Source organism: Oceanisphaera profunda (genome assembly GCF_002157895.1).
Lineage (GTDB): Bacteria > Pseudomonadota > Gammaproteobacteria > Enterobacterales > Aeromonadaceae > Oceanimonas > Oceanimonas profunda.
Genome location: NZ_CP021377.1, coordinates 735,997 through 752,866, shown reverse-complemented (window position 1 = coordinate 752,866; position 16,870 = coordinate 735,997). Strand labels below are relative to the sequence as shown.

The 16,870-nt window shown below is 43.5% G+C and carries 12 protein-coding genes and 1 pseudogene; 12 read left to right on the top strand and 1 reads right to left on the bottom strand.

Annotation, left to right across the window (positions count from 1 at the left end):
* The first annotated feature begins 96 nt into the window (after positions 1 to 96).
* From rfbB to CBP31_RS03260, 11 genes and pseudogenes are all read left to right on the top strand, one after another.
* Positions 97 to 1,227 (top strand): dTDP-glucose 4,6-dehydratase, encoded by a 1,131-nt coding sequence (rfbB, locus tag CBP31_RS03310; RefSeq protein ID WP_087034854.1) that lies wholly within the window; start codon positions 97 to 99, stop codon positions 1,225 to 1,227.
* A pseudogene (gene rfbD / locus CBP31_RS03305) lies at positions 1,227 to 2,142 on the top strand (dTDP-4-dehydrorhamnose reductase). Before rfbB ends, rfbD begins: the two are co-directional and overlap by 1 nt.
* An 11-nt stretch (positions 2,143 to 2,153) precedes the next feature.
* On the top strand, positions 2,154 to 3,041 hold the full coding sequence (gene rfbA / locus CBP31_RS03300; RefSeq protein WP_087038596.1) for a glucose-1-phosphate thymidylyltransferase RfbA: 888 nt from the start codon (positions 2,154 to 2,156) through the stop codon (positions 3,039 to 3,041).
* Positions 3,038 to 3,586: a dTDP-4-dehydrorhamnose 3,5-epimerase gene (rfbC, locus tag CBP31_RS03295; protein WP_087034853.1), complete on the top strand. Its 549-nt coding sequence runs from the start codon at positions 3,038 to 3,040 to the stop codon at positions 3,584 to 3,586. Before rfbA ends, rfbC begins: the two co-directional genes overlap by 4 nt.
* Complete coding sequence (locus tag CBP31_RS03290) at positions 3,586 to 4,404, top strand: ABC transporter permease (RefSeq protein WP_087034852.1); 819 nt, start codon at positions 3,586 to 3,588, stop codon at positions 4,402 to 4,404. Before rfbC ends, CBP31_RS03290 begins: the two co-directional genes overlap by 1 nt.
* Positions 4,394 to 5,722 (top strand): ABC transporter ATP-binding protein, encoded by a 1,329-nt coding sequence (locus CBP31_RS03285; protein WP_174664621.1) that lies wholly within the window; start codon positions 4,394 to 4,396, stop codon positions 5,720 to 5,722. The genes CBP31_RS03290 and CBP31_RS03285 overlap by 11 nt, the downstream gene beginning before the upstream one ends.
* 53 nt (positions 5,723 to 5,775) lie before the next feature.
* Positions 5,776 to 8,580: a glycosyltransferase gene (locus CBP31_RS03280; protein ID WP_227875121.1), complete on the top strand. Its 2,805-nt coding sequence runs from the start codon at positions 5,776 to 5,778 to the stop codon at positions 8,578 to 8,580.
* Positions 8,581 to 8,610: 30 nt separating this feature from the next.
* A complete protein-coding gene (locus tag CBP31_RS03275) occupies positions 8,611 to 9,870 on the top strand; it encodes a glycosyltransferase family protein (protein WP_227875120.1) in 1,260 nt (419 codons plus the stop codon).
* Entirely contained in the window at positions 9,871 to 10,980 is a 1,110-nt protein-coding gene (locus tag CBP31_RS03270) for a DUF1972 domain-containing protein (protein WP_087034851.1), read from the top strand.
* A gap of 15 nt (positions 10,981 to 10,995) precedes the next feature.
* Complete coding sequence (locus tag CBP31_RS03265) at positions 10,996 to 12,381, top strand: undecaprenyl-phosphate glucose phosphotransferase (protein WP_087034850.1); 1,386 nt, start codon at positions 10,996 to 10,998, stop codon at positions 12,379 to 12,381.
* A 184-nt stretch (positions 12,382 to 12,565) separates the two neighbouring features.
* A complete protein-coding gene (locus CBP31_RS03260) occupies positions 12,566 to 13,696 on the top strand; it encodes an O-antigen ligase family protein (RefSeq protein ID WP_227875119.1) in 1,131 nt (376 codons plus the stop codon).
* Between the two features lie 665 nt (positions 13,697 to 14,361).
* On the opposite strand, the gene map is transcribed toward CBP31_RS03260, so the two are convergent.
* Positions 14,362 to 15,153, bottom strand: coding sequence for a type I methionyl aminopeptidase (gene map / locus CBP31_RS03255; protein WP_087034848.1), 792 nt, complete (start codon positions 15,151 to 15,153; stop codon positions 14,362 to 14,364).
* A gap of 958 nt (positions 15,154 to 16,111) precedes the next feature.
* On the opposite strand from map, the gene rpsB reads away from it, so the two are divergent.
* Positions 16,112 to 16,840, top strand: a complete 729-nt coding sequence (gene rpsB, locus CBP31_RS03250; protein ID WP_087034847.1) for a 30S ribosomal protein S2 — start codon at positions 16,112 to 16,114, stop codon at positions 16,838 to 16,840.
* Positions 16,841 to 16,870: the final 30 nt, after the last annotated feature.

Genomic DNA, 16,870 nt, shown 5'->3' with positions numbered 1-16,870 from the left:
AACACTAAGCACGGCCGTGGGGGAGTGGCCTATTGAATCCTACGGGCGGTAGCGTCGCTACAGCAAATATCATTTTCTTATCTAGGACAAATGTTAATGAAGATTCTTATTACGGGTGGTGCAGGTTTTATCGGTTCTGCTGTGATACGTCACATTATCAATAACACTCAAGATGTGGTTATTAATCTCGATAAACTGACCTATGCCGGTAACTTAGAGTCGCTTAAGTCTATTTCTGACTCTGAACGTTATCATTTTGTGCAGCTAGATATTTGCGACCGTGCTGGGCTAGATACGGTGTTTGCTGAACATCAGCCCGATGCGGTGATGCATTTAGCGGCAGAGAGCCATGTAGACCGCTCGATTACTGGCCCCGCTGAGTTTATTCAAACTAATATAGTGGGTACTTATAATCTTCTGGAAGCCGCTCGCGCTTACTGGAACGAGTTAGCTGACGCTAAAAAAGCCAGCTTTCGTTTTCATCACATTAGCACCGATGAAGTTTATGGCGACCTTCCGCACCCGGCGGACGGCAATGTTGAATGTTTAATGTTGAATGATGAATTAAATACACAAGGCTTACCTTTATTCACCGAAACCACCTCTTATGCTCCCAGCTCGCCGTACTCTGCGAGCAAGGCTAGCTCCGATCATTTAGTTCGCGCTTGGCTGCGCACTTATGGCTTCCCGACGCTGATCACCAACTGCTCTAATAACTACGGGCCGTATCATTTTCCGGAAAAACTGATCCCGCTGGTGATCCTCAATGCGCTAGAAGGTAAGCCATTGCCTATCTACGGCAAGGGCGATCAAATTCGTGATTGGCTGCATGTAGAAGATCACGCCCGCGCACTCTATAAAGTAGTCACCGAAGGCAAAATAGGCGAGACCTACAATATCGGCGGCCATAACGAAAAAACCAATCTAGAAGTAGTACAAACCATCTGCCAAATCCTAGACGACCTGTATCCCATTCAACATTCAAAATTCAACATTCAACATTATAAAGAGCTCATAACTCATGTCAGTGATCGCCCAGGCCATGACCGTCGCTACGCCATTAATGCTAGCAAAATAGAACGCGAGCTTGGTTGGACGCCCCAAGAAACTTTCGAGTCCGGCATCCGTAGCACGGTGCAATGGTATTTAGATAATCAAGACTGGGTTGCAAACGTACAAAGTGGTTCTTATCAAACTTGGATCAGCCAACAGTACGGAGCCGAATAATGCATATATTATTATTGGGTAAAAATGGTCAGGTAGGGTGGGAGCTACAACGTGCCTTGGCGCCGTTAGGTACAGTGACGGCGTTGGATCGCCATTCAACAGACTATTGTGGTGATGTGAGTCAGCTTGATGAATTGTCGCGCACCATACGAGAGTTAAAACCTGATATTATTGTGAATGCAGCGGCCTATACGGCGGTAGATAAAGCAGAGTCGGACGTCGAGCTGGCACAATGTATTAATACGGATGCGCTGGCTGTGCTGGCAAAAGAGGCTGAAGCGTTAGGGGCTTGGTTGATTCATTATTCAACCGATTATGTGTTTAATGGCAGCGGTAATCGGCCCTGGAAAGAAGAAGATATTCCCGCACCGCTTAATGTGTATGGCAAAACTAAGTTGGCCGGTGAGCAGGCCATTCAAACCCATTGCTCTCGCTATTTAATTTTACGTACTAGCTGGGTGTATGCCGCTCGTGGCGCTAACTTTGCGAAAACCATGTTACGGCTAGCTAAAGAGCGCAGTGAGTTGGGGGTGATCAAGGATCAAATTGGCGCACCTACCAGTGCTGAACTGATTGCCGATTGCCGATTGCACCGCGCACGCGATTCGTATGCTAATGCAGCCAGCAGGGGCAACAAGCGATTTGGCGGGCATTTATCACTTATCTGCCAGTGGCGAAACCAGCTGGCATGACTATGCGGCCTTGGTATTTGCGCAGGCACGCCAACAAGGTGAAACGCTGACCTTAACCACGCTTAATGCGATTGCCAGTGCCGATTATGTTACACCCGCCCCGCGACCGCTTAATTCTCGCCTAAACACTAGCAAATTTAGTGTCGCTTTTAATCTGGATTTACCGCCTTGGCAGCAAGGGGTGACCCGCATGTTAACTGAAATTTTGGAGCTACACTCTTGAAGCAACAACAAATGAGTACTCGTAAAGGAATTATTCTGGCTGGTGGTTCGGGCACTCGGCTTTATCCGGTGACCATGACGGTGAGCAAGCAGTTACTGCCGGTGTATGATAAGCCGATGATTTATTACCCGCTCAGTACGCTGATGTTGGCAGGTATTAAAGATATTTTAATTATCAGCACGCCACAAGATACGCCGCGCTTCGAGCAACTGCTGGGTGATGGCAGCCAATGGGGCCTTAATCTGCAATATGCGGTTCAGCCAAGCCCAGACGGCCTAGCGCAAGCCTTTATTATTGGTGAAGACTTTATTGGTGATGATAACTGTGCACTAGTATTAGGCGACAATATATTTTTTGGCCATAACCTGCAGCAACAATTAGAGCAGGCAAGTAGCGAAAAGAGTGGTGCCACCGTGTTTGCTTATCACGTGCAAGATCCTGAACGCTATGGGGTGGTGGATTTCAACGAGCAGGGGCAAGCCCTTAGCCTAGAAGAAAAACCCGCTCAGCCTAAGAGTAATTATGCAGTTACAGGATTGTATTTTTATGACAACCAAGTGGTCGAGATTGCCAAAAACATTAAACCTTCTCATCGTGGTGAGCTAGAAATTACCGATGTTAACAAGGTATATCTTGAGCGTAACCAGTTGGCGGTGACCACCATGGGCCGTGGCTATGCTTGGTTAGACACGGGCACCCACGACAGCTTAATGGAAGCGGGCACTTTTATTCAAACCATAGAGCAGCGCCAGGGCTTAAAAGTGGCCTGCCCAGAAGAAATTGCCTACCGCAAAGGTTTTATTAATGCCGAGCAAGTGAAAGAGCTGGCCAAACCTTTGGCTAAAAACGCCTATGGTCAATATTTATTGAACCTTATCAAGCCGGGGTATCACGCATGAACATTATAAAAACGGCTATTCCTGATGTATTGATCATTGAACCTAAAGTGTTTGGTGATGATCGCGGCTTCTTTTATGAGAGCTTTAACCAACAGCAATTTGAGCAAGCTGTTGGTTATGACGTGAGTTTTGTACAAGATAATCATTCACGCTCAAGCAAAGGCGTCTTACGCGGCTTACATTATCAACTGGCACCTTACGCACAAGGTAAATTAGTGCGAGTGGTGCAAGGTGAAGTGTTCGACGTTGCCGTTGATATTCGTAAAAGCTCACCTACCTTTGGCCAGTGGGTCGGGGTTAATTTGTCGGCAGAAAATAAACGACAGTTGTGGGTTCCTGAAGGCTTCGCGCACGGCTTTGTAACCTTGAGCGACAGTGCCGAGTTTTTATATAAAACGACCAATTACTATACACCTGAAAGTGAAAGAGCCATTATTTGGAATGATTCAGATATCAATATCGAATGGCCGATGGATATTGAGCCAGCTCTTTCAGGAAAAGATAGTGTTGCTTCGTTGTTTTCTAATGCAGAGGTTTTTGATTAATGCAGGATTTTTCTACTTCTCCTAGAGCAATGGTTACTAGTTTTTGGAAAAATCGCAGTCTTATTAATGCTCTTGTTAAACGAGAGGTAGTAGGACGTTACCGAGGTTCGTTTCTTGGTGTGTTTTGGTCTTTCTTTAATCCTTTATTAATGCTGGCAGTATATACATTTGTGTTTAGTGTTGTATTTCAAGCTCGTTGGTCCGGGGGCGCAGGCTCTAAAACAGAGTTTGCGCTAGTTTTATTTGCTGGCATGATGATGTTTAGTTTTTTTTCTGAGTGCATAAATCGTGCCCCTAGTCTTATACTGACTAATGCCAATTATGTTAAAAAAGTAGTGTTTCCTCTTGATATTTTGCCTTGGGTGTCATTGGGAGCTGCTGCGTTTCATTTTATTATTAGCCTTTTTGTATGGTTAATAGCATATGTTGTGTTATTTGGAATTCCTCATCTAACTGTTTTTCTATTACCATTTATTCTACTGCCGTTAATGTTACTTGTTATGGGTATTTCGTGGGCATTGGCTTCACTTGGGGTATATCTGCGTGATGTATCACAATTTATTGGTATTGCTACGACTATGTTAATGTTTCTCTCGCCTATATTTTATCCTGCTGAAGCACTACCGGAAGCATATCGTACTTTTATATATTTAAATCCCCTTACAGTAGTGATTGAGCAAGCTAGGGATGTACTTTTTTGGGGGGTAATGCCTAATTTTTATATTCTGGGTGCATATACACTAGTTTCAACTATATTAGCCTGGTTGGGATTCGCTTGGTTCCAGAAGACAAGGAAGGGATTTGCTGATGTCCTCTGATATTGCTATTCAAGTAGAAAATCTGAGTAAGTGTTATCAGATATATGATCGGCCACGCGATCGTTTAAAACAAATGCTCTTAGGAAAAAATAAAAAATACTTTCGAGAATTTTGGGCATTAAAAGAAGTTGGCTTTAAAGTTCACAAAGGTGAAACACTAGCAATAATAGGAAAAAATGGTTCAGGGAAATCAACATTACTACAAATGATTTGCTCTACACTGAACCCGACCAATGGCACCATAAAAGTTAATGGTCGAGTCGCTGCGTTACTTGAATTAGGTGCTGGATTTAACCCTGAATTTACTGGCCGAGAAAATATATATATGGCCGCTGCATTATATGGTTTAACAAAAGAAACAGTTGACCAGCGGTTTTCCTCTATTTCTGCATTTGCCGATATTGGAGAGCACATTGAGCAACCAGTAAAAACCTATTCAAGTGGAATGTATGTGCGTTTGGCGTTTGCTGTAATCGCTCATGTGGATGCAGATATATTAGTAGTGGATGAAGCATTAGCCGTAGGTGATGCTGTATTTACACAAAAATGTATGCGATTTATACGTGCTTTTCAAAAGCATGGCACTCTACTCTTTGTCAGCCATGATACTGCAGCAGTACAGAGCTTGTGTGAAAAAGCGCTATGGCTAGAAAATGGTCAGGTCCAAGGTTTCGGAACTTCAAAAGAAATATCTGAGGCTTATCTTAAAAGTAGCTTACAAGAGGTTTATGGTGAACAAGTTACTCTTTCCGCTATTAATAAGTCTGGAAAAGAAAAAGAATTATTAACTGATAATAAAGATGAAAGCCATCATGAAATTGTTGATTATGATACCAAGATAAATTTTAAAAATAATCTTAATGATGCAAACGGTTGGAAATCAGGATCGGCAGAAATTATTGATGTACGAATGAATAAAGTCGATAATGATGACGGCGATATATTTGAAGGTGGAGAATCAGTACGGTTAAAAATTCGTGCCCGAGCCTACTCATCTCTTGACGCTCCAATTATAGGTTTTATTGTAAAAGATCGCCTTGGACAAGATTTGTTTGGTGAAAACACTTTACCATTTACAACTTACAATAAAAAAATTGTTGAGCCAGGGGAAGAGTTTGAGGGTAGTTTTTGCTTTCAGTTGCCTATGTTGCCCAATGGGCAGTATGTTCTTACAGCTTCGGTTGCCAATGGAAACCTTTATGAACATGTGCAGCATCATTGGTTGCATGATGCGGCCGTTATTACGGTATCCTCAAGTAAAGTTCGCTGGGGATTAGTTGGTATAAAGTTTGAGAGCATGAAACTTTCTGTTATCTAAAGTTCTCTTATTATAGAAAATATAGAGCGGTCTCGTTACCTCGGATAAATTAAATGAAATATTTGACAAAAATAGATCTTACAAATAAAAACAATTCTCATACACTAGCCTATAATTTGGTAAGTAAAGCATCAGCTGGTAACTCTTTACGAATTTTAGAAGTAGGTTGCTCTTCTGGTTATCTTGGTGCTGCATTAAAAGAGGCCGGTCATCATGTTTTTGGTGTTGAACCAAACCATAAAGCAGCACAAGCTGCTGCAGAAGTGTTAGATAATATATTTGAAGGCTTTGTTGAGGACTTCTTTATAGCCTTTCCAAGCTTAAAGTTTGATGTTGTTATTTATGGAGATGTACTCGAGCATCTAACTGATCCCGGAAGTATATTAGACTTAACTCGTAATCACTTGACTCCTACTGGAGTCATTATTGCCTCTGTTCCTAATGTCGCGCATCTTTGCGTACGAGCAATGCTACTTGAGGGGCGTTGGGACTATACAGATCTTGGAATAATGGATCGTACCCATCTTCGCTTTTTTACTAAGAAGACGTTGATTGAACTTTTTACTAATAGTGCTTATAAAGTCACTGATATTAAATCTACGATATTGTCTCCTGAAAATTTTGAGGAAATGTTTGATGTAGGAATAGATAATGAAATTATCAGTATCTTACAATCATTTATAAATAATAGTAACTCACTTGATTTTCAATATGTATGCATAGTTACCCCCGTTGAAACTTCTGCTGAAGCTAAATTATTGAATGATAAATTATTTAGTGAGCAAGATGAGAAGGATCAAGTGCGTGAAATTAGTAATAATATGCAGCTGTTTGAGAAAAAAATTATTGAGCAGGAAATAGAAATAGAGAGCCTACGTACACTCGATAAAATGTTCCGTGAGTCTATTAGTTGGCGTATAACAGCTCCATTACGATTTACTAAGTTTTTTTTAAAAAAACAGATTAATAAACTTCGTAATATTATTAAGTCGATCTACCACTTTGTGCAGTCAGAGGGTGGTGTAATTGCAATTGCTCGAAAGTCAAAAAATTTATATAAACGTGATGGTGTAAAAGGATTGATACGAAACGCTCATTTATTTTCACTTCGGATGAGCTCTGGAACTTTTGAACGTAATGACTATGCAAAGTGGGTGCGTTGTTACGATACGATAGATAATAATAAACGCAATAAAATACGAGCAGCTATAAATCAGATGCAAAATCCGCCTTTGATATCTGTCATTATGCCAACTTATAATGTTAAGCCACAATTGTTAACAGAAGCGATAGAGTCGATAAGAAAGCAACTTTACCCTCATTGGGATCTGTGTATTGCTGATGATGCTTCAACTGATCCTGCTATTCGGCCTCTACTCGAAAATTTATCTCGTAATGATGATCGAATAAAAATTTTATTTCGTGAAAAAAATGGTCACATATCTGCGGCATCAAACAGTGCGCTTGAATTGGTAACCGCTGATTGGGTTGCGCTGATGGACCACGATGATATGTTGCCAGAGCATGCGCTTTATCATGTAGCTCAGACAATACTTAACCATCCAGGAGTAGGTGTAATTTACTCTGACGAAGATAAGATTGATGAGCATGGAAATAGATTTTCACCTCATTTTAAGAGTGACTGGAACCCTGATTTATTCTTTTCGCAAAATTATGTATCTCATTTAGGTGTTTATAAAAAAAGTATTCTTGATAAAATCGGTGGCTTTCGTGTTGGAGTCGAAGGAAGCCAAGATCAAGATTTATTATTACGATGTTTACCCTATTTAAAAGATGAGCAAATCATTCATATTCCACATGTGCTTTATCATTGGCGTATGGTTGAAGGGTCAACCGCACTAAGCTCCGGTGAAAAAAATTATACTACAGAAGCAGGTATAAAATCATTACGTGATTATTTTGAAAGCCAAAATAAAAAAGTAACTGTAAGTCAAGCTGCAGTACCTAATACTTATCATGTTAGCTATGAAATCTCTGAAGCCGAGCCATTAGTTAGCTTGCTTATCCCTACACGTGATCATTTGCATTTGATTGAGACTTGTGTTCGCAGTATTTTAGATAAAAGCTTGTATAGAAATTTCGAAATATTAATTCTTGATAATGGTAGTGTTGAAGAAGATACAATTAAATTTTTTGAGACTATACAAGATGAATATTCATATGTAAGAGTTTTGCAATATAACCATCCTTTTAACTATTCTGCAATAAATAACTTTGGTGTAGAACATGCCAAAGGAAGTATCATTGGATTAGTTAATAATGATATTGAGGTAATTAGTCCCGATTGGCTAAATAACATGATAAGCCATGTTGTAAGGCCTGAAATTGGTTGTGTTGGAGCAAAGCTTTATTACACAGACGGGACTTTACAGCATGGTGGTGTAATATTAGGAGTTGGTGGGGTGGCTAACCATTCACACAAAAATTATCCATACGGACACCCTGGATATTTTGCTCGCTTGGCCTGTATTCAAAATTTATCTGCGGTGACTGCTGCTTGTCTTTTGATTCGTCGAGATATATTTGAAGAGGTAAGGGGGTTTGACGAAATTAATCTTAAGGTAGCCTTTAATGATATTGATTTTTGTTTGAAAGTGCAGGAACTTGGGTATCGTAATTTATGGACGCCTTATGCGGAGCTTTATCATCATGAGTCAGTTAGTCGTGGTGCGGAGGACACTCCTGAAAAAATAAAAAGATTTCAGCAAGAAGTAAGGTTTATGGAAAATAAATGGGGTAGCGTCCTAATGCAGGACCCATATTATAGCCCCAATTTAACTCTTCAACATGAAGATTTTAGTTTGGCATGGCCGCCAAGGCAGCAAGATCTTACATAACTGATATTATCGCCGTTTTAGGATTTTTTAATGAATGTTTTGCTGTTGTATAAAGGCGATTATGTAAGTGCGCTGCGTGGACCAGAGCTTAGATATATGTCGTTAGCACAAGAGCTAACGGCGCTTGGGCATAAAGTAGTAATTAGTGGGCGCACCGCTCAGCCAGAAAGCTTACCCTCTGCGGTTGAGTTTGTTGCAATAAGCAACCGGCTAGCCTTGGTAAAGGCATTTTTTGCCGCTCAAATGGTGGTGTTGCACGGTGGTGGACCTGTCATTTTGCTGCTGGCCACGTTGGCAGGTTTGGCAGGTAAACAGATAATACTGGACTCTTATGTGCCTCACTGGATTGAGCTAGAAGCGCTAAGTAAAACACAGTCTCGCTTTAGCAAAATAAAAACACTGATAAAATCTTACTTTAATGTATTGCGCGGACTATATTCTGCCTTAATATTTAATGGCATTATTGCAGCTAATCATCGTCAGTTAGATTTATATCGAGGTATGATTGCGCCTTTTAGCTTAACCCGTGATTTTTCTCGCGTTGTAGTTATTCCTTTTGGTTGTGACTCCACGCCGATAAATTTATCCAGCCAAGGCCGAGAGTTGTTATCTGAACTGTCTAATGGAAAAATAAGAGCTGATGACTTTGTTATTGGTTGGCTGGGTGGAACCTACGGCTGGTTTGATTTAGCAACATTGTTAACTGAAGTGTCTGATGCAATAACGAGTAACCCCTCAATTAAACTGGTGTTTTTTGGTGTTGAAGCTGGACGTGAGCGAGAGCTGCTAGAGTGGGTATTACCTCAAGCTCAGGATAATGTTGTATTTTTACCTTGGGTCGCGTTTGCTCAGCGTTTTGATTATTGGTCTGGGTTTGATGTGTCTTTGGTGTGGGGAGCTAAGAGTGTTGAAAATGATTATGCTTCACGCACTCGTAACTTCGATTGCCTGACGTTGGGGTTGCCTATAGTGCAAAACTGGGATCAAGAGTGGGGCCCACGGCTTAAAGAAAGTGGTGCTGGCCAGGTAACGGATACTGAGCACATTGCAGCTGTACTTACTGAGTTGAGTTATTCACCTGATAAGGTTGCTGTAATGCGTAACGCCATGCAACAACTCGCGCCTCCTTTTTATTGGTCACGCTTTGCTAGTCAGTTGATAGCTATGGCTCAAATGCCGGCTATGTCTGTAGTGCGTAGAGTGTGTGGCTTGTTTGCTTTTATCTGTATATTACCTGCAGCTCTAGTATTATTTTTGTACTACGGTTTACTGTCGCTTAAGAAGAGTTAAATGAATCGTCAACTCACTATTTTAGGAATTCGTGGAGTACCAGCTGCACATGGCGGCTTTGAAACCTTTGCCGAGCAGTTATCGTTATATCTAGTGGCGAATGGCTGGAAGGTGACCGTATATTGCCAAGAAGAAGGTAGCGGCCAAATTACAGAAAGTAACTGGTGTGGTGTACGCAGAGTACATATCCCTGTTAGACGAGACGGGGCTCTAGGCACTATATTATTTGACTGGCAAGCCGCCCGCCATGCTAAACGCCAGCCGGGAGTGTGCTTAACGTTAGGCTATAACACGGCCATTTTTAATTTGTGGCAGCGGCTAAGTGGCCAAGCAAATCTGTTTAATATGGATGGCTTAGAATGGCAGCGCGATAAGTGGAGTGTGCCAGAACGCACTTGGTTATGGCTAAACGAGCGATTTGCCTGTTGGTTGGGTCAGCATTTAATTGCCGATCATCCTCGTATTAAAGATCACTTGGCAACACGCGTACCCATGCAAAAGATCAGCATGATCCCCTATGGCGCCCATGCTATTACTACAGCCAATGCCGGACTGCTGGCACCATTTGGTTTGGTAGCGGGGGAGTATTCTGTGATCATTGCTCGGCCCGAACCAGAAAATTCTATTTTAGAGATGGTGCAGGCTTTTAGTGCTAAAGTACGTGATCATACCTTAGTAGTGCTGGGTAAATTTGAGTCAGATAATGCTTTTCATCAGCAAGTGTTGGCGGCGGCATCCAACGAAGTGAGATTTGTTGGCGCTATTTACGAGGCAGATGTGGTGGGGGCACTACGCTTTTTCTGCCGATGTTATTTGCATGGCCATAGAGTGGGCGGCACCAACCCGTCTTTGGTTGAGGCGCTAGGTGCTGGCAATGCGGTTATTGCTCATAAAAATGCGTTTAATCGCTGGGTGGCGGATGATGGTGCCGCCTATTTTGAAAATAGTGCTGAGTGTGCTCGTTTGTTTGATATTTTGCTAGAAGATGACGCAGTGTTGGCCCAAATGCGTGCTGCTAGCCGTCTTCGTTTTAATGAGAATTTCACCTGGCCGCAAGTGTTGGCAGAATATGAGATACTGCTTGAAAGTTGGCTCTCTGTTAAAAGATAATTATACGGAAATATTATGTCACGCCATGCATCTGGAATAACCGAGCGTTATCCGGCACATTATTTTGTACCAGTATTCGACGGGCTGGCATTAATAATAGGTGCCATCTTGGCTCATGGCCTACGTTTTGGCAGTTTTGATATTGGTGATCGCTATTGGCTAGCGGTAGCTATCATGATTTTATTAATCACTTTTATTAATAACTCAATTGGTGCTTATGAACGCTGGCGCATAACCCGAATATCTAGCTTGTTGGCTCGCCAGTTTTTGGTGTGGCTGGCTATCGCTACTTTAGTTACCTCGGTAGTCTATTTAACTCAGTCAGCTGAACGCTATTCTCGAATGTGGGTAGGTATGGCGTTGCTTATTTCATTTATCTTATCGGGAGGGATGCGAGTTGGTATTCAGTTGCTGCTACGTCGTGCTCGACTGCAAGGGCGTTCGTTGCGCTCAATATTTTTAGTGGGGCCAAGACAAAATATTACGCATGTAGGTCGTGGTATGCGAGGAACGCCAGAAGAAGGTTATCGTATCGCTGGTGTACAGCGACTGAGTACTTCTAAATTTGAACAAGCTGAACTGGACAGCTTATCACGACGAGTAGCTGAATCTGGTGCACAGGAGGTATGGATTTGTGTGCCGTTAGAAATGGGAGCGGCGGTGCGCTCGATATTTTATGCTCTGCGCCACCATACGGTAGAAGTGCGATTTATTCCTGAATTTAGTGATATGCAACTGCTTAACCATAGAATGAGTGAGGTTGCAGGGCAGTTTTCTTTTGATTTAAGTGTAACACCAATGAACGGCTTGGCTTTATTAATAAAGCGACTTGAAGATATTATTCTTGGTACCCTTATTAGCATAGTGATACTACCAGTATGTATTGTGATTGCGGTGTGTATTAGATTAAGCTCTCCTGGTCCCATATTGTTTAAGCAATATCGTACCGGTGTAAACGGAAAGAATTTCAAAGTATATAAATTTAGAAGTATGAAAGTACACGTTGAACAAGCTGGGCAAGTGACACAAGCATATAAAGGTGATTTAAGATTGACTGCTGTTGGTGCATTTCTAAGGCGTACATCGCTGGATGAGTTACCACAGTTTTACAATGTGCTGCAGGGACGCATGTCTATTGTGGGTCCTCGCCCTCATGCCCTTGCTCATAATGAACATTATAAAGAGCTAGTAGAGTCTTACATGAAGCGTCACAAAGTTAAGCCAGGCATTACTGGTTGGGCGCAAGTAAATGGCTTTCGTGGTGAGACAGATACCATCGAAAAAATGGAGCGTCGAGTTGAGTTTGATTTGTGGTATATCGACAACTGGTCGTTATGGCTGGATCTACGCATTATCTTCTGGACTATTTTTAAAGGTTTTATAAACAAAAATGCTTACTGAACGGCAAACTCATTCTAGTACTTATACAACCTTGACGGATATGTGTACTGCGCGGCGCTTCACTAGCTTTGCTGTTTTTTTAATGGGTGCACTGGCCTTGGTGGTCGACAGTGGTTATAGCATTGGGCCGACATTACTTTTGTTGGCTAGCATATCTTTGTTGTGGCGCAAGCCAGTATTAAATTTGAGTACAGAAGATAAGTGGTTAATGGCTGTTATTGCCGGTTATAGCTTACTGTTTATTGGCCAGTTGTGGTGGGAAGGCACTAGCTTACGCACGTATGAGCGGCCGGTGCGTTTTCTATTTGCCTTGCCAGTGTTGTTGTTTGTGTTGGCGTATCCGCCGAAGTTGAGTTGGTTGTGGGGTGGGTTAGCTGTAGGCTCAGTACTCACTGGCAGCTGGGCTATTTGGCAAAACTTGGTGCTGGGCGTTGAGCGGGCTACCGGTTATACCTATGTGATTCAGTTTGGCAACATCAGTATGCTGTTTGGGCTTTTTTGTCTGGCCGGTTTAGGCTGGGCTGTGGTTCAGCATAATGCCAAGCGCTGGGTGTTTTTATTGTTATTGGGTGCTGTATTTGGTGCTCTGGCATCTTTGTTGTCCGGCAGTCGTGGTGGCTGGATAGGCTTACCTTTTGTGTTTTTGGTGCTCTATCGCGCCTATGGTAACTTACTGTCGGCTAAACTGCGGTGGTGCATAATGGCAGGGGTATTGGCACTGGTTGCCTTGGTATACTTTGTGCCACAAACAGGCGTACAGGCGAGAGTTCAACATGCTTTCACAGACATTGAGCTATATGTCAGTGGTGAAAACAAAGCTACCTCGCTGGGCGCGCGATTTGAGATGTGGCAGGGAGCGCTAACCTTAATTGCCGAGAAACCACTCACCGGCTGGGGGTGGGATGGCTATTACCAAGGTATGCAGACGCTGGTAGATAAAGGAGAGGTTATTCAATTTGCCGCCGATAATCATGCGCATAATGAATACTTGGATAACTTTGCCCGTCGCGGCATTTTTGGGTTGTTATCTTTGTTGGCGTTATATTTAGTGCCGTTACGCCTGTTTGCTCGGCGCTTGACTGAGTCTAATTTGGAGTTGAGAGCACTGGCTACCGCAGGTGCGATTTTACCCGTAGCCTTTATGGACTTTGGTTTATCACAAGTGTTTTTTGGTCATAATAGCGGTGTGATGGTCTATGCATTTTGGCTTGCTGTGCTATGGGGCACAATGCGCGCTTATGAGAAAGCGTTCGCCTACAAAACCACAGTGTTGAATGAGGACGACTTAACACTAGATCTAAAACCGAATACATAAACCTATTTTGCAACGACTTTTTACTGCGGTAAGCACAAAATCCACGAAAAAATAAGGATTAGATCTAAAAGAGGTTTTAATGGGTAAGAGCATCATAACCTCATCCTGTGTGGTTCGGTCTTACCATTAAAAAATTTTGCTGTTAAGTAATGCTGCGGAACTAACGTGGATTTTTTAGTTACGGGCTCTTAAAGATTCAAGACTCCTTCGCTACTGTTTTAGCGCTTGGTTTTGACCTTGTAGGTGCCCTTATTTTCGGTAAAAAGTATTCAGCACGGTTTTGGTTTGGTTTTCAGATTTAACCCCCATCCTGCTTCGCAGGCCCCGCGAACAAGTTGCGGGCTACAAAGTAACCGTCTTTTGTAGGTGGCCGTCTCTTCGGCGAAGAGGACTTCGCCACGGTGTTGTTTTTGTTTTGAGATTTAAAACCCCATTCAGCTACGCTGGCCTGGCGAAGTCCTCTTTAGCGAAGAGAGCTTCGCCGCAGTTTGGATCTTGGCTATCCACAGTAGTTATGGCGGACTGCTTATGTTGATTTTTTAGCGGGTTTCGCGGATTTCGTTGCGAAAAATGTTTAGGTTTATACCTTCACGCTTCACCAAATTTAAAAGCACCGAGCTTGTGGGCTCGGTGCTTTTTTGTTTTAACTCAACACTAAAGACTCATCACTCACCACTGATAAACCGCGGCAGGGTGTCGTCTTTGCGCAGCGTTAAAATCTCACAGCCGTCTTCGGTAACCAGCAGGGTGTGCTCGTATTGGGCGGACAAGCTGCGGTCTTTCGTGAGTACGGTCCAGCCGTCATTGAGCATTTTGCTGTGGCGTTTGCCGGCATTGATCATGGGCTCTATGGTAAAGCACATGCCTGCGGCCAAGGTTTCGCCGGTGCCGGGGGTGCCGTAGTGCACCACTTGCGGCTCTTCGTGAAAGTCAGCGCCGATGCCGTGGCCGCAATATTCTCGCACTACTGAGTAGTTATGCGCTTCGGCGTGTTGCTGAATGGCCGCACCTATGTCACCCAGCTGCATGCCAGGGCGCACCATCTTTATTGCCAGCTCTAGGCACTCTAAGGTTACGCGGCATAAACGCTCAGCCAGGATACTGGGCTTGCCCGCAAAAAACATTTTTGATGAATCACCGTGATAGCCATCCTTGATCACTGTGATATCAATATTGATGATATCGCCGTCCTTGAGCTTTTTGTCAGCCGGAATGCCGTGGCAAATCACGTGGTTTACTGAAGTACAAATGGACTTAGGAAAGCCATGATAGTTAAGCGGAGCGGGAATGGCCTGCTGCACATTAACGATATAGTCATGACAAATGGTATTGAGCTCTTCTGTGGTCACTCCCACTTTGATGTAAGGCTCTATCATTTCCAGTACTTCGGCGGCCAAGCGACCAGCCACACGCATTTTTTCCATTTCTTCCGGGGTTTTGATGACTATGCTGCTCATGAAATTTGGTTCTCTGTGAGTTGGCGCCCGGTGAGTATTGCGTTGGAGTAGCGCGGGGCGACTATTGAATCGGAGTGATAGCGGACAGTATTGCCGCTATCAGGCCGAAAATTGTAACGCCAAGCGACACAGAAAACAAAGGGCTAAAGATTTTTGCCACGGAATACACGGAAGAACACGGAAAAATTAAGCTGAGATAAGATCGAAAAGGGATCTTATTGGGGTTAAAACAGCCGTCTTCCTGACGCACGTCAGGATCTCGCAATTTAAGCCGTCATCCTGATGCACATCAGGATCTCGGTTTGGTTTTTAGAAGCAAGAGCGAGATACCGAGGCAAGCTCGGTATGACGGCAAAGGGCGGTGTGCGATGTAACGCTGTCATCCTGATGACCATCAGGATCTCTCCCTCCAGCCGTCATCCTGACGCACGTCAGGATCTCGTTTTAGGTTCTAGGGCAAAGAGCGAGATACTGGGGCCGTCATGCTGAACTTGATTCAGTACCGGTATGACGGCACAGGGCGGTGTGCGATGTAACGCCGTCATCCTGATGACCATCAGGATCTCGGTTTAGTTTTTAGAAACAAGAGCGTCATACCGAGGCCGTCATGCCGGGCTCGGCCCGGTACCGGTATGACGGCACAGGGCGGTGTGTGATGTAACGCCGTCATCCTGATGCACATCAGGATCTCGGTTTGGTTTTTGGCTTAACTCAACATTAAAAATTCAACACCCAACACTTTATATCTGGCTTTGTGGGTGGTTTTTGTGGTATAAAACGCGCCGTAGTTCTGATCTAGTCTTGCTTAACAGCTTAGCGCTGATGGCTAACGGCTTAGTTTTACGACCATTCACCTTTTTAATACACACACACATCGGCACATGCTCTAGGGTGCTCTTCGGAGTTGGAGACATGGGATGTGTGGAGGCCTAACCCAATACACTTATTTGAGGAAATCATGGCACAAGTATCTATGCGCGACATGCTGAAAGCCGGCGTTCACTTTGGTCACCAGACTCGTTACTGGAACCCAAAAATGAAGCCGTTTATCTTTGGCGCCAGCAACCGAGTTCATATTGTCAACTTGGAAAAAACCGTTCCTATGTTCAACGACGCGTTGAACTACGTGAGCAGCGTTGCTTCTAAGAAAGGTAAAATCCTGTTTGTTGGTACTAAGCGCGCAGCCTCAGAAGCCGTTAAAGAAGCCGCAATCAGCTGCGATCAGTTCTATGTGAACCATCGCTGGTTGGGTGGCATGCTGACTAACTGGAAAACTGTTCGTCAGTCTATCAGCCGCTTAAAAGAGCTGGAAATTCAGTCTGCAGACGGTACTTTCGACAAGCTGACCAAGAAAGAGGCGCTGATGCGTTCTCGTGAAATGGAAAAGCTGGAGAAGTCTCTGGGTGGTATCAAGAACATGGGCGGTCTGCCAGACGTATTGTTTGTGATTGACGCTGACCATGAGCACATCGCTATCAAGGAAGCCAACAACTTAGGCATTCCTGTAGTATCTGTGGTTGATACTAACTCTAACCCAGACAACATCGATTACATCATTCCAGGTAACGATGACGCGATCCGTGCCGTTCAGTTATACCTGAATGCTGCAGCTAGCGCCGTAACTGCTGCTCGTGCACAAGATGCTGCCGTGCAACAAGCGGAAGACAACTACGTCGTAGAAGAGTAATAGAGCAAAAGCTTAGGCTTTGCCGTTATG

What these genes read in the sequence shown, in the direction of transcription:
- rfbB (WP_087034854.1), top strand. Translation starts at nt 97, where the DNA reads ATGAAGATTCTTATTACGGGTGGTGCAGGTTTTATCGGTTCTGCTGTG.
- rfbA (WP_087038596.1), top strand. Translation starts at nt 2,154, where the DNA reads ATGAGTACTCGTAAAGGAATTATTCTGGCTGGTGGTTCGGGCACTCGG.
- rfbC (WP_087034853.1), top strand. Translation starts at nt 3,038, where the DNA reads ATGAACATTATAAAAACGGCTATTCCTGATGTATTGATCATTGAACCT.
- CBP31_RS03290 (WP_087034852.1), top strand. Translation starts at nt 3,586, where the DNA reads ATGCAGGATTTTTCTACTTCTCCTAGAGCAATGGTTACTAGTTTTTGG.
- CBP31_RS03285 (WP_174664621.1), top strand. Translation starts at nt 4,394, where the DNA reads ATGTCCTCTGATATTGCTATTCAAGTAGAAAATCTGAGTAAGTGTTAT.
- CBP31_RS03280 (WP_227875121.1), top strand. Translation starts at nt 5,776, where the DNA reads ATGAAATATTTGACAAAAATAGATCTTACAAATAAAAACAATTCTCAT.
- CBP31_RS03275 (WP_227875120.1), top strand. Translation starts at nt 8,611, where the DNA reads ATGAATGTTTTGCTGTTGTATAAAGGCGATTATGTAAGTGCGCTGCGT.
- CBP31_RS03270 (WP_087034851.1), top strand. Translation starts at nt 9,871, where the DNA reads ATGAATCGTCAACTCACTATTTTAGGAATTCGTGGAGTACCAGCTGCA.
- CBP31_RS03265 (WP_087034850.1), top strand. Translation starts at nt 10,996, where the DNA reads ATGTCACGCCATGCATCTGGAATAACCGAGCGTTATCCGGCACATTAT.
- map (WP_087034848.1), bottom strand. Translation starts at nt 15,153, where the DNA reads ATGAGCAGCATAGTCATCAAAACCCCGGAAGAAATGGAAAAAATGCGT.
- rpsB (WP_087034847.1), top strand. Translation starts at nt 16,112, where the DNA reads ATGGCACAAGTATCTATGCGCGACATGCTGAAAGCCGGCGTTCACTTT.